General features: G+C 58.7%; 11 protein-coding genes. 4 read left to right on the plus strand and 7 right to left on the minus strand.

All coding sequences use genetic code 11. The features are described 5' to 3' along the window. Positions 1–100: 100 nt before the first annotated feature. Positions 101–3880 (minus strand): LamG domain-containing protein, encoded by a 3780-nt coding sequence (locus tag BM400_RS10530; RefSeq protein WP_245781811.1) that lies wholly within the window; start codon positions 3878–3880, stop codon positions 101–103. Positions 3881–4026: 146 nt separating this feature from the next. Here BM400_RS10530 and hemC point away from each other — a divergent pair, with 146 nt between their 5' ends. Continuing rightward, positions 4027–4980, plus strand: a complete 954-nt coding sequence (gene hemC, locus BM400_RS10535) for a hydroxymethylbilane synthase (RefSeq protein ID WP_089839116.1) — start codon at positions 4027–4029, stop codon at positions 4978–4980. Positions 4981–5337: 357 nt separating this feature from the next. Here the strand turns inward: hemC and BM400_RS10540 are convergent, their stop codons facing one another. Beyond that, complete coding sequence (locus BM400_RS10540) at positions 5338–6273, minus strand: CE1 family esterase (protein WP_175528972.1); 936 nt, start codon at positions 6271–6273, stop codon at positions 5338–5340. A gap of 154 nt (positions 6274–6427) precedes the next feature. On the opposite strand from BM400_RS10540, the gene BM400_RS10545 reads away from it, so the two are divergent. Further along, positions 6428–7087 (plus strand): hypothetical protein, encoded by a 660-nt coding sequence (locus tag BM400_RS10545; protein WP_089839120.1) that lies wholly within the window; start codon positions 6428–6430, stop codon positions 7085–7087. 266 nt (positions 7088–7353) lie between these two features. On the opposite strand, the gene BM400_RS10550 is transcribed toward BM400_RS10545, so the two are convergent. The 5 genes from BM400_RS10550 to BM400_RS10570 form a co-directional block, all read right to left on the minus strand. Beyond that, on the minus strand, positions 7354–9426 hold the full coding sequence (locus BM400_RS10550) for a hypothetical protein (protein ID WP_089839121.1): 2073 nt from the start codon (positions 9424–9426) through the stop codon (positions 7354–7356). Between the two features lie 455 nt (positions 9427–9881). Beyond that, a complete protein-coding gene (locus BM400_RS10555) occupies positions 9882–10427 on the minus strand; it encodes a class I SAM-dependent methyltransferase (RefSeq protein WP_089839123.1) in 546 nt (181 codons plus the stop codon). A 165-nt stretch (positions 10428–10592) separates the two neighbouring features. Further along, complete coding sequence (locus BM400_RS10560) at positions 10593–11249, minus strand: hypothetical protein (protein WP_089839125.1); 657 nt, start codon at positions 11247–11249, stop codon at positions 10593–10595. 87 nt (positions 11250–11336) lie between these two features. Further along, complete coding sequence (locus BM400_RS21650; RefSeq protein WP_141223877.1) at positions 11337–11711, minus strand: hypothetical protein; 375 nt, start codon at positions 11709–11711, stop codon at positions 11337–11339. 92 nt (positions 11712–11803) lie between these two features. Next, positions 11804–12307, minus strand: coding sequence for a molybdopterin-binding protein (locus tag BM400_RS10570; RefSeq protein ID WP_141223878.1), 504 nt, complete (start codon positions 12305–12307; stop codon positions 11804–11806). Between the two features lie 166 nt (positions 12308–12473). Between BM400_RS10570 and nuoI the strand changes: the two genes are divergently transcribed. Then, positions 12474–12980, plus strand: coding sequence for an NADH-quinone oxidoreductase subunit NuoI (nuoI, locus tag BM400_RS10575; RefSeq protein WP_089839131.1), 507 nt, complete (start codon positions 12474–12476; stop codon positions 12978–12980). A 168-nt stretch (positions 12981–13148) separates the two neighbouring features. Next, positions 13149–13751: an HD domain-containing protein gene (locus BM400_RS10580; RefSeq protein WP_089839133.1), complete on the plus strand. Its 603-nt coding sequence runs from the start codon at positions 13149–13151 to the stop codon at positions 13749–13751. Positions 13752–13811: the final 60 nt, after the last annotated feature.

The raw sequence follows: 13811 nt of genomic DNA on the forward strand, positions 1-13811 counted from the left end.
AAGTTTATTCTTTTCAATAACTTGCGGGAGTATCTCTTCGGCGATTTTCAAGGCATTGGTTTGACCAAAACAGCCCGGTCCCGGCGACTTGGTCGGACCTCTAGTCCAGTCCGACCCGGTTATTCAGCTCCGTAATCTCCGGCAAATCGCCCTTCATTTCGATCGTTACGCTGCCGCCCTTCGCGTAGGGAAGCGACACCACCGCCGTCTTCGGAAGCAGGTCGGTAGGAGCCTTGATCGCCGGAATTGCAGCCCGCGCCAGCTCCTTGCCAGTCCTGTCCCGCAGCACCAGCGTAGCCGCCGGGGCATCCACCGAACCAAGCGAATGCACCGTCACCTTCATCGTTCCGCCCGCGACCTTCACATCCTCCGGATCGATGCCGAGATCGGGACGCGACCAGTACGGCACGCCCTTGCTGACCATCTTCATCTCGATCGTGCTCGTCTGGTGCGGCGCAAACGTGAACGCCAGCGCCTTGCTGCGCTCAAACGTCTCGGTGCGCGTCTTGCCGTCCTGCGTGATCTCCCACTGCCCCGGATCGACCTCCCAGCCCGTCATCCGCGCCGTCACCGTCGTCTGGTCCAGGTTGTACGCGGTAATCGTCATGTGGTCGGGGGTCGCGTTCGGAATCAGGATGCCCACGCTCTGTTCATTCGCGGGTGCGTCGAACGTCCAGCTCACCGCATTTCCCGGATACAGGTTATTGCGCAGCAGCGCCACGCCGCCAAGCCGCGCCCTTTGCAACTCCGCATGGTTGAAGTAGATGCGGTCGATCCACAGGCTGCCCTCAGTGTTCATGAACGCCTTCTCGGTCGCTGTCTGGATCTGCGAGCCATACAACGTGTTCAGGTAGCCCGTGTCGCCCGTCTCCTGCCACGCCAGATGCTCCGTGGGCTCCTGCTGCACCAGCGTGGCCGAGGGTAGCTCAGCGACTATCTCCTTGCCCCACGTATCGCGCACCTGAAGCATATCGAGCGCGTTCGAGTTGATCAGCCGCAGAGAGTTTGCGCCCTCATCCTCGAAGGGTTGAAGATACTTCTTGTCGCCCGTCCACCGGTACGCCGACCAGAAGATGAACCACGGTCCCGGCCCCTTGCCGGGCTTGTCCTCGTCCGTCTCCCAGTTGATCGTCGTGCGGATGGAGTATTTCCCGTTCTTCTCCAGCTTGCGATGCGCGAGCAGGCCGTCCGCCATCTCCAGCATCATCTTCTTCGTCTCCGGCATGCCGTTGAACAGCACCAGCGACAACGCCGGATGCACGACGAAGAACGAGTTCGCCTTCGACCATCCCCACACGCCCTCGGTCGACATCTTGTCCCCCGAGTAGTAACTCGACTTGATCAGCCGATTGCCGGCCTTGTTGACGCCCGTTAGCCACTCCAGCCGCTTGGCCGTCTTCATCGCGCGCTCGATCTCGCGCGGGCTGCCAAAGTTCAACTGCATCGCCTGCCCCAGCAGGTTGATGCCGTCTTCATACGCATGCAGTTCATCGTACTGCGCCGCCGCAAGGCCGTTGCTCCACATGCCGTTCACGTAGCTGGCCTCCAGCACGCGCGACTGCGACACACGCAGCTTCTCCGGATCGACGCCCATCATCGCCGTGCCCACCCACCAGTTCATGTAGTCGCTGTCGTCCGACAACCCGCCGCCGAACTCGCCATCCGCGATCTGACGGTTGTCGATCCACCAGTTCACCTGCTTCTTCAACAGGCCGAGATCCATCGTCTGCAGATACGCCCACGTTGGCGTGCCCGGAGGAGCTGTAGGCATCAGGAACGGCGGACGAGCCTGCTCCTTGTTCATCTCGTGCCAGTAGTTCAAGCCCTCTTTGTGATCGGGGTCGACGCGCAGAAGATCGGTAATGTCGGCATAGTAGCGGTTGAACTGGTTCAGGCGCTTCGAGGTGACATTCTCCTCAACCATGTTGGAGTAGTTGTCGCGCACCTGCGTGAAGCGGTCGGCGACATGCTCCGGAAGCGCGTCTTTCCTGGGTTTGAAGATCAGCCGGATCTCCGCACCCTCCAGCGCATCGGGCCCGAACTCCGGCGATGCTGAGGCCAAAGTGAGATACAGACTCTTATCGTTGGGCAGGATGCGGTCGCGCGTGTCGAGCCATAGGGTATGCGGTTCTCCGGGCTTCACCGAGAAGCTGAAGTCCATCATGTCGCGCATGGGCCACAGCGGGTCCTTCACCTGGATGTTCATCGGAATGTACTCGCCATGCGTGGGCTTCAGGTGCAACGCAGGCAGGTCGATCGCAATGCCATCGAGGCCGCCCGGCATGTTATCCCACGTGTAGGTGTAGCCTTTGCCGGTCTCCGGAGGCATATCGCGGAAGTCGGCCGGAATCATGATTTGAACGATGGGCAGACCGCTCTGCGGCTTCGTTCTCTTCCTGCCCGGAGCGCCCGCCGGCATGGCCACCATCGTCATACGCTCATCTGCAGGGAAGCGGCCGTTGACCCAGTTCACGGTCTCCTGCAACGAAGGATTATCGGGCACGATGGAGCCGGTCAGCTTGTACCTCAACACATCGATGCCGCTCGGCTCACGGCCCGCATGGACGTAATACGCGCCCAGCTCCCCAATGGGCTCCTCTTGTTCCACGTTTGTGAAGCGCAGCTTCTCGCCGACGATGGGCTTGGGCGCGCTATAGAACGTACGCTCCTGTCCTTTGGGCCTTTCGAACAGCATCGCATCCGTATTCTTCGCGGTGTCGATGTCGCGGCCAAGCAGAGCCATCTTGCCCCATGCTCCGCCTTCGATCTCGATGTGATTCCACGCCTCGTTGGGCATGTTGAAGGTCACGTCCTTGCCGGAGAGCGCATATGTATCCCAGTCCGGAAGCTGGAAATAATCGAACCGCCCTTCGAGCCGCGAGCGGTTATACACCCCGGGCCACGTGGTCTCGCGGATGCCATCGGTCGCGCGCCACCACCAGCGGCCAAGGTCGTACACATCGTGAATCTCGACCTTGCGCACGACGGTCGAAGAAGAATGAATCGCCTCGGGAAGATCGTTCGTGCGATTCCATCCATAACGAAACCACCAGTCCTTCTGAGTCGCCGCATCCGCGAATCCATTGGCAATCTGCGGTACCTTCGAGGGCGCATCGCCCTTGGCCAGTGTGGCGATGTTGTCGTCGCTCAGCGCGCGGTCGTAGATGCGAAGCTCATCGAGATCGCCGCCGCGATCGTAGTTATACGAAGCCTCGACGCCCGTTGGTCCGATCAGTCGCGAGTGCGGACCGAACTGATCGAGCGTTGCATCGAACATGCCCGTCGCAGCCTTCTGCGCGACCATCTTGCCATCCACGTAGAACCGGATGCCCGTCTTCTCATCCCAGCTCAGGGCAAGATGCACCCACTCGTCCGGCTTCGGAAACGGCTTCATCGTGTACGAAACGCGCGTGCGATGCAGGTTGATGTCGGTGACAAACGCATCGAAGCCATGGCCGTTGTAGTCCATGCGCAGCCACACCGTGTCCCAACTGGAGTGGTCGCCATATCCCACGCGAAAGACCGGAAATTCAGTACTTCCCACGGCATCGCGAGAGCGCCAGAAGAAGCTGAGCGTGCCTCGCTGCGCGTAGATATTGCCGGGCGCCCAATAACTGAGCAGTTGGTCATTTCCGCACTGGAGATAGCCTCCCTTCGCTCCGCCATTTGGAAGCACCTTCACATCTTCGAGGAAGTTGGGGGCCGGTTTGCCGTTGGCGGCATAGTCCGCCGTTGCGCCTTTGTCGCCCGAGAGATAGAAGAGGAGACCTGGCTCCTCCGGACGAGGTGGCTGGACAACTCCCGCCCCCTTGATTTGTGCGGAAGCTATGTGAAGGCTAAAGACCGAAACGGCAAATAAGATAATAAGTTTCTGATTCAAGGCGGCTTACCTCGGAATGGCGGACGTGCAGGAGTCGGTCCCGACGAGAAAATTGGTCTGTCCTGTGCGGCGAGATTGTGCCTCAATTTCATGACCCTTGGCAAGACCAAGCACGGTGACCGCGGCCGTGCCGTATTCTGTAGGTTATGAAACAAACACCCATTCGCATCGGTTCCAGGGGCTCGCAACTGGCGCTTTGGCAGGCGAACCACATTTCGTACGCGCTCCGCGACGCAGGCTACCAGACCGAGATCGAGATCATCCGCACCACCGGCGACCGTATGCAGCAGCCGGGCTTCGTCGTGCCTGCGGGCGTTGACGGGAAAGGCATCTTTATCAAGGAGATCGAGGAAGCCCTCGAAGAGGGCCGGATCGACCTGGCGGTGCATTCTCTGAAAGATCTGCCGACGACATTGGCTCCCCAGTTCAAAATCGCGGCGATTCCCAAGCGGGGGGATGCTCGGGATGTGTTTGTCTGCGAGCAGTACTGGGCGCTGCACACTCTGCCCGACAATGCCACGGTTGGTACGACCAGTCCGCGGCGGCGGGCACAGCTTCTGGCCCTTCGGCCCGACCTGCAGTTCGCAGAAATCCGAGGCAACATCGACACCCGCCTGAAGAAGCTGGCGGAGGGGAAGTGCGATGCGCTGGTGCTGGCGGCGGCCGGTCTGGATCGGTTGAAGAGGGCCGAGTGGGTCCACCAGCGGTTCGATCCGACGGAGGTTTGTCCGGCTCCGGGGCAGGGAGCTCTGGCGCTCGAGATGCTGGCTGTCGAGAACGAGCGGACGCAGTATATTGCTCAATCGATTGGGTTTTTCAACCATCCGCACACGCGGTTTTCGGTTGAGGCGGAGAGGGCAGTGCTGGATGTGCTGGGTGGCGGATGCTCGCTTCCAGTAGGCGCGTACTGCGAGCCGACCAGCGAGGGCTTCAAGATGTACGCGCAAGTCGTCGCTCCGGACGGAGATACGATGATTCAGGTTGAGACCGAGGCGAGCCACTCCGCGGACCCAATCGAGCTTGGTCAGTACGTCGCCGGTCAGCTCAAAGAGCGGGGCGCGCTGGAGCTATTGGTTGGACCAGTACCAGAGTTGAGTTAACGCATTGGTTAACAGGCAAGTCTTTGAAAAGAAACGATCTTCGGCATTTGTGGGGTTTTATGGTGAGTTTTAGGGTTTTCTTCGGGTTAGATAGGGTTTTCTTCGGGGTTTACCTGTAGTTTTAGGTGCGGTAAAACGTGGTCCAAAGCATGGGAAACGTGGACAGACTGTGGTGTTTTTGTGGTGAGAATTGCCGGGTCGTCGGGCGATTGGTTCGATTATCGCTCCTGAATTGGGGAGATCCGTTTGGGTAGGACTCTGTATCGAGGTCGGCTCCGCAGCCCTTCGAGCCAACGACGCCATGAATGTCCACGCCAGCAGGGTTACCCCCGTTTCTCTGATCAGACCAACCCTCAGCTAATTCTTCCTAGAAGCTAAGACAAGTTGGGCTACAAGTTCGCTGGCGGAGATTTGCTGGGTTGTGCGACCAAGGAACTTTGGTTCGGGAGCACTTCCAGGCCATGTATGACCACCGCCAACGATGCGATAGTGGGTCACCTCGCCGCCCGCTGCACAGCCTTGGAAGCTCATCCGCTCGACGTGCATACCGTCTTCTACACGGTCCGGCAGTGGCTCAGTGTGCGGCTCAGCAGAGCAGCCGTCGATGCGCGCCCACAGCAGCAGATCGTCCGCTACCGATATTAGAACGGGGCTCCCAGGTGCGGCCACGTGGCCACCGAGGTAGGGGACGATCGGATCATCGGTGCCGTGCATCTCGATCATCCGGACGGGATGATTTGGAACGCAATGCTTCACTGCCTCCTCTTGCAGTGTTCCAGACACCGCCAGAATGGCGCTGAATCGAAGGTCTCTGCTACATCCCAGTTCCTGTGCGAACTCGGCCCCATTGGATATGCCTGCCGCCATCACTCGATGGGTATCGATCACGTAGGTGCTCTCAATGTTGGCGATCAATGCCGTGATAAACGCAACATCGTTGGGCCCGCCCGCCGCTGTTTGGCCTGTGTTCCAGTGTTGCTCAAGCCCCTCAGGGTAGGCCACGATGAAACCTGTCCTATCCGCCCACTGATTCAACTGGGTCACATCTGCCATCAGTCCCGGGGTCACGCCCGCGCCATGAAATACAAGCACCAGCGGAAGAGCTTTGCCGCTCTGAGTACCAGTCGGTCGATGGAGCAAATAGGTTCGGCTTGCCCCATCGACCTTCAAAGTCCCCGAGATCATGCTCTCTGCGACTAGGCCACACGGCGCAAGCAGCGATAGGCACAAAATAAGGGCGAACTTGCAGCCTCGCCAACAGAAGATTCCCGACCGACGCGGGTCAATGGTCATGATGATCACTACTCCTTCCAGGGTCAGCCTATGGGAATAAAGATGAATGCGGCAGTTCGGGCTTGCACGATTATTTGGCCAGTATACGCATTGCTGTTGGCCTAGCATTACAATCACCTGCAAAGACGCCTGAGTTTACGCCCTGACGATAGCCATGACTACGAACGCACCGAAGGCCACAGCAACGACACCGCGCAGATTCTATCTCGCCATGTCGGTCATGATGCTGGCGCTCGTCACCTATGGGTTCAGTAACACTCTTGGCCCCGGTCTGCTGCATACTCAGCGCCCGGTTCGGGACATCATGCTGCTCAGCATCCACGGCGCGGTCTTCTACGCCTGGATGCTCTTTATGGTCGCGCAAGCCGCCTTGATCCGGTTGCGCCACATCCGTCTGCACCGGCTGCTTGGATGGTTTGGCGCTGCTGACGCTGTACTGGTCGTCATCATGGGACTTTGGGCCACCTTCCATCAGCCCGCGCCATTTGCCCTCGAAATGGTCGGCGTACTGAGTATGGCGGGCTTCGGCATCCCGGTCTCCCTAGCCATCCTTTGGCGGAAACGTCCCGCCTATCACCGGCGGCTGCTGCTCATCGGCACGGCCATGCTCACAAATGCGGCCTTCGCACGCTTCCCTGGAAGTTACCTGCCAGGACACTTCTTCTACGCTGGCACGGACCTCCTCATCGCCATTGGCGTCGCCCGCGATCTCTGGAAGGAGCGCAGCATACACGTCGTCTATCGTTATGCCATGCCAATACTGCTGGCCGCAGAAATTGCTGTCCTTATCCCGGCATGGCGCTATCTCAGTTAGTAAGGCCGGGCACGTACCTTTCGAGCAGCGAAAGTTTAGTTAGGGATAACGGGCTAATGCACTCATTGACATCGATTTACTCATTATCAGCCGCATAAGTATCCATAAACGCCGTTCCCGCCAGTGGTGACCAAGTTCCGACAAGCCGACATATCGTTACTAATGCGTCTATATACTCACATCGCGATCACTTCTCAGATTTCGATGATTAGCGATATCGATAGGCTGATGATAATCAGCTGCCGACCTGGTGTGACGGTGGAGTCCTAGGCACTTAAGCCTAATCGTCTCATCTTCGATATCTCGAAATAAAGATCAGAGGTTCCGGTCGTCAGATGCCTGCAATTCCACAGAGTCTTCTTGAAGCCATCTGCGTCTGCCACACCATCGAGCATGGCGAGGATTTGAGGAATGCTCATAAACCAGCAATTAAAAAAAGGCTGATGGACTTCCGTTTCTCCCTGATGATTCGAGGTGTACTGGTCTCGAATCTCCTGAAGGGAACTATTGATGGACTGGAATTTCTTGTCATAAATGGACTCGCGCGCACCGAAGTTGGCATTTAGTGTCGATTCCAGAAACTTCGCGAGCATGGATCGGTCTTGAAAGCTTCCGAAGTCCGTCATGCCTACCGCGATCTTTTCTATCTTTCGGCCGTCAAGAGGTAGCGTCTGAGAGGAGCCTTCGCTGGCTAGTTCTAACGAGCCAGCCGACTTTATGCGAAGCTCGTGCCAACCGGCTTGGGCAAGCGCGGCCAACAAACTCCCCGCAAGATCTAGGAGAAGGTCAACGTCAACACCTGCGCGCGCGCGACGCGTAAGAGCCTTTTTCTTCATCTCCATGAGAATCAAAATGTCGGGAGTGTCAAGGACTAGATCGCACTCGCCATGCTCGCCTTGCAGATCATAATCGCCGCTCATCGTCGGCACGCCGTGGAACTCGAATTCCGCCTTGATAAATCCTTCGATAGCTACTCCGACCTTGTCATCGAACTGTTTATGGTTAGGTCGCAGAGCGGAAAATAGGGCTTCGATGTATCCCCAACCGCAAACCGCTCTTTCGGCAATCAGGTAGCGACCGTTCCCCAATGGAATGAGAGGCCTCAGATAGAAATCAGCCCCTTTCAGTTTGTCATCGGGCGTAGGGGCGTCCAGCGGATGAGAGAATCGCTGATTTGGCCCCTCCATTGGGTGGGCCAAGACATCCCGCAAGATCGTGGTGAGGTGTTCCTGCGGAATGTTCGATAACGCGTTACTCAACTCGCTTTCTGTCACGACAAGCGGCCCCCTTCTGTCGCGAACAGGATCAATAAGGTAGTCAATCAACATAAATGCTTCGTCGAGTGTCCAACCGAAGGGCGTCGAGGCCTCAAACTCGAGGAAGCTCAAAGCCCCTCGACTAAGCTTCAAAATATCCGAAGACCTCAACTGCAAAAAACGAAACATCGAGTCGTATACGGCCTGCTCGCGAAAGAATTTCAAAAGGCTCGCGGCATCGAAGTTTGTGAGCGCAGGTGGATAGTAGGGTTGCACGTCAACGACAGCGGCATAGGCTGTTAGGAGGCTAAGGAGCAGCGGCCAATGCGTCTGGAAGTCACGTCTGCCGTCGGGAAACTTTTCGTTGACGTGCTTCACAGCGAGTTGAAGGAAATACCCCCATGGAACTTGCGGAGGCCCTCCCCCCAGACCGGACATAGGCAGCACCAAATGATAGCGACCCATTTGCGGATCGTAGAGCGGCGCGAGTTCCTCAAAAATCTTGGCAATGACTTCAACAGCGCCCAGTTGGGTAATGAGTTTCTCGATTTTGCGAATTAAGGACCGCTCCGCGCGCCAATTTAAAGCCAAGATTCCCGGCTCGAGTTGAATTTCGTAGCCTTGCTCTCGGAGCAATTTTGCTGCGTCCGCTACAGCAAACTCTCTCTTGTAAATCAATCGATGGTCGATCTCTCCGTGATTGTTGATCTCGATGAGGTCCTGTGCGCTCTGAATTGCGAGCCGCCAATCCCCTTCGACCGCCGTCGACGACCGTTCAGGTGCTCGGACAGCGTCTTTGATTTGACTCAAGATCTTGAAGTAGGGATCAAGAGGAGTTTCTTCTAGAACATGTTCTCGAATGAGATCTGTTTGTAGCTTCCGGCAAATGTCTCGAACTTCTCCTTGTCCGCTGGTAAAGGCGTTTCGAAGACGCACCGAAAGGGCCTCGATCACCTTGGTCTGCTGATAAGGCCCCTGGAAGTCTAGACCGACATAGGCATATAAGTCTGCTGGAAGATGCATAATCGCATGCATGCCCGATGGCGTTTGGTCGACGGACGCGCGAAATAGTTGAAGATTCAAAGGTCCTCCATAAATAATCTGGTGCTAATTTCCGCATTTCGTCTGGCGCGTCACTACCCCCCCCATGCGCCTTCCTCATGTGCGATGAGTAACTTTTCGCAGTCGGTAACCGACGATGCGAAGGCTTGCCAAAAGATCTGATGCCGCAAGCACGACTGCATTCTCAATCATCGCAGGCTATACGCAGTTCCGTAGATCACTCCCGGGAAACGCTCTTCCCTTGAGGCATGTTCCTGGATTGATGGCGAATCGAATAGGGAATCAGACAGGTCGTCTTGGTGACTGTGGGCGGGCTTTTGTTCAGGGAGGATGAGTCTTGGTAGGGGCTCGATTGCTTAGACAGGCAGGGTGGGGAGACTCGACCAGGTGTGGATCGGCCTTATCGCGGATCAGGGTTGGTATCCCCGGTTCGGTTCGTAAGCGAACTTTTTTGCTGCTTGGCTGTTGGCTTTAGGCTATGCGGCTCCTTCTGGGTTGGTGGGGCGTTTGCGTAGGACCCATGTGGTCATGCAGCGGTAGTCCTGGACGACGGTGGTTTTGAGGGGGTCGACCTGAATGGCGTTGAGCTCTTCGGTGAGGTCGAGGAGCATGTCTTCGTCGACGAGGAACCAGTCGGAGCCGTCGCCGGTGCGGAAGATGTTGGGGCCGACGCGCTCGAAGTCCATACCGATGCGGGAGCCGAGGCGGATGAAGAGGAGGCCGCCGGGCGCGAGGGTGCGCCAGAGCTCGGCGAGCATGGCGCGGAAGTGGTCCTCGTCGCGGGCGAAGTGCAGGACGGAGTTGCAGAGGACTGCGTCCGCGAAGTCGTTGGGGAAGGGCATCGCCTCAATGGGAGCGACGGCGAAGTTGGCTGCCGGGAGGGGGCAGCGTAAGGACAGGGCAAGCTCGCGGACGTGGGTGACGGCCTCGGGGTTCTGATCGAGGGCGTGGATGTCGGCACCTTCGCGGAGGAGGTAGACGAGGTTGCGTCCGTAGCCGCATCCGGCGTCGAGGATGCGCATGGCCGGGGTGATGTTGCCGCGGAGGATCTGGTCGAAGAGGTAGATGTCGATCTGGCCGAACTGTTCCTGGATGGTGATGGTGGGCTCCGGTGGTGATGAGGAGATGATAGACCCATGGGAGGGGTGGGCCGGCGCGCCATGGACTGGCGTGCCGGCCTGTCGGGGCTAGGTGGCTACGGAGAGGAAGAGGGCTTCCTGGGCTCCCTGGGCGGACTTGATCTGGATGTGGTCGCCTTTGCTGGGTTTGTACTTGAGGCCGGTGGTGACGCCGTCGGGGGTGTCGACGACGGTCTTTTCGGAGAGGGTGAGGGCGTTGGGTTCTCCTTTGAGGGTGACGCCGTGGCTATGGCGATCGAAGCCTGCGACGGTGCCGTCGTGCTGGGCGGTGGGGGCTGGGCCGAGATTTTCGATCGCCAGGGCAGAGAGTACGGTGTTGTCGCCGATGTAGAGGACGACGACGTGGTCGCCGACCTTGGCGAGCTGGTCGGCGGGTGAGCTGAGGGCAACGATCTGCTTGTCGAGCATGGCGTTGGCCTTGGGCAGTGCCTGGAAGCGGGTAGTGTAGCCCTGGTCCGACTGGATGGTGAGGGTGAGGGCTTTGGCGTCGATGGCGGTGACGGTTCCGCCCATGGCGTGGACGACCTGCTGGGCGAGGGCGTGCGGGCAGAGGATTGCAAGAGCGAGGATGCTGCTGAAGGAGCAGAGCAGACGGGTGTGGTTACGGGAGCGACGCTGCTCCTCGTTTTCGTGCCGGATGCCGATGATGAGAGCGATAAGGCCGAAGGTGGCGCAGATACCGACTAAGAAAAACAGGATGTTCATGATGGGTCCTCCTCAGGACGCGGTGATGGCTGCGTGACGGATCGCCCTGCTCGATGAGAGGCAGGGTGTGTGGTTCCCGTAGGTGCGTCAGGCGAGGAGGTAGGGAGGGGGACGGAAGAAGAGAGGAGCGGAGTAGAAGGGGAGGGCGGGGAGTATGGATCTGCCGAGCTGGCGATTCCGGCGGGCAGGGATGATTCTGGGGGGAAGCTGGGGCGGGCGCTCGATGTTAAGCAGAGCGGGTGCCATGGGGCGGCGGAGGCCGTGGCTGAGCGAGGCGCAGAGAAGCTTGCTGCTTTGTGCGTCCTGATCGTAAAGGGCGAGCGGGGTGGGGTGGAAGGCGGCTTCGGGCAGGTACTGGCTGAGGCGGGCGTGGAGTCCGAAGGCGAGCATCAAGGCGAGGAGCGACAGGTGGAAGAACCTGGCTGCCAGGTGTCGGCCTCGTGCTGTTCGTGCGGGTGACATTGGATCACCTTTCGCGCCGGAGGACTTTGATGCCGGTGGAGAAGACGATTATAGAACCGGAATGAACTGGTTTTGCGAGATTTTGTTGAGAGTCATTCGGGAAGGACGACGGTGAGGGCGGTGAGGTTGCGGACCCAGCGCTGGGGCTTTTTGTCGTCCGAGGAGACGAGCTGGAAGGCTCCGTTTTCGGTGAGGGGCTGGCCGTCGAGGGTGAGGGCTACGATGGTGTCGCCGAGGTGGGATGCGGGGTCGATCTCGATTCCGGAGTAGAGGACCCAGTATTTGTCGGTGCCAAGGGCCTTGATGTAGGTGCGGAGGAGCGGCTTGCCGGTGTCTGCGCCGGATTTGGCGAGGAGATCGGTAAGGAGGGGGCCGGTGTAGGTCTGGTCGGTGTGAGTGTGGGCGTTCGCGACCTTGACGGTCTTCTGGGGGAGCGCGGCGAGGTCGGCGGGGGAGTAGGTGGTGGTCTTGCCGGCGGCGGTGACCGTGAGCGTGGTGGAGGGAGTGCCCTTGGGCCTGGAGGCGTGGTCCATTTGCGCCTGAGCGAGCGGGGCGAGGAGGAGAGCGGATAGAAGAGTGAGGCGGAGGGTCTTCATGGGATTGATGGTATCGCGGGTTTTGATGATTTTGGAGGGCTTGAAGGAAGAGAGACACGCTTCGAGCGGCTTATGATTTCGGCGCGGACACAAAATACGGGGATTCTTCGCTTCGCTCAGAATGACGATACTTTTTCTGTGTGTGGTCCCTTGTATACTCGAAGGTATGTCCAAGATTCGCGATGTAGCCGCCATTGCCAAGGGAATGTCCATTACGTTTGGGCAGATGTTTCAGCCGACGGAAGTTGAAAACTATCCTGACGGCAAAGGGCCGATGCGCGGCGCGAAGTTTCAGGAGCGGTTCCGCGGAAAGCACCAGTTGCAGAGGGACGATAACGGGCTGGAGAAGTGTGTTGCCTGCTTTCTGTGTGCGGCGGCCTGCCCTTCGAACTGCATTTATATCGAGGCTGCCGAGAATACCGAGGAAGTACGGATCTCTTCGGCGGAGCGGTACGCGAAGGTCTACAACATCGACTACAACCGCTGCATCTTCTGCGGCTACTGCGTTGAGGCTTGCCCGACCGATGCGATTACGCATGGGCATGGGTTTGAGCTGGCTTCGCTGAACGCGACGACGCTGGTGATGCGGAAGGAAGATCTGCTGGTGGGGATTCAGCCGGCGATGCCGCTGGAACCGGGAAGCAATCGGGATCTTGCGGATCAGTTGCGTTAGTTTTTTGGGCCGTTTCCTGCGCCGCGGATGCAGCAGCGATGCCCTTCTGTAACCAGTCCGGATCGAAAGCCGTGTCCTGATGCAGTCCGGTCTTTCGCCGTCTATTGATGTCGACGGGCCTGGGGTTGGTTCCGCGACGGGTATGGTCTGCGCTTTGAAGGTGGGGCTATGGGGAGTTGGCGCGAAGGTGTGGTGGAATACATCCGGCGGGAGGCTCAGCCGGTTGAGAAGTTCGGTCACCAGCCTCGTCTTTATGCTTTGACTCTGGAGATAGGCAAGGGATTGGAATACGACGACGATGTCGTGTTCGCGGCCTGCTGGCTGCATGACCTGGGGGTGTTCGTGGGTCATCGTCCGGAGGATCCGGTGGCTCTGGCGGCCTGGGACAACACCGCCTATGCGGTGGAGAAGACGCCGGGGATTCTTGGGGGGATGGGGTTTCCCGAGGAGAAGATTGCGGGTGTGGTGCAGGCGATTGCGACGCATCAGCCGACGGGCGATCCGCAGACGCTGGAAGGGGTGATTCTGCGGGACGCGGACATTCTGGAGCAGTTGGGTGCGGTGGGGATTCTGAGGACCGTCTGCAAGGTAGGGAAGGACACGCGGTTTCATACGTTCACCGACGCTGCCAGGAGCTTGCAGAAAGCGCTTTCGACCCTGCCGGCGGAGGTGCGGCTGGCTTCCACGCGGAGCATGATGGAAGAACGGGTGAGGGTGATGGGGGAGTTCTTACGGGCGGCGGCGGCCGAGGCTGGGGAGAATCTACTTTGAGTTTCGTGGCCGGTATTTTTTGCAAAACTCTCGCGTCATGAGCTCTGGGTGGAGCTGCGT

It is taken from the genome of Granulicella pectinivorans (assembly GCF_900114625.1).
Taxonomy (GTDB): Bacteria; Acidobacteriota; Terriglobia; order Terriglobales; family Acidobacteriaceae; genus Edaphobacter; species Edaphobacter pectinivorans.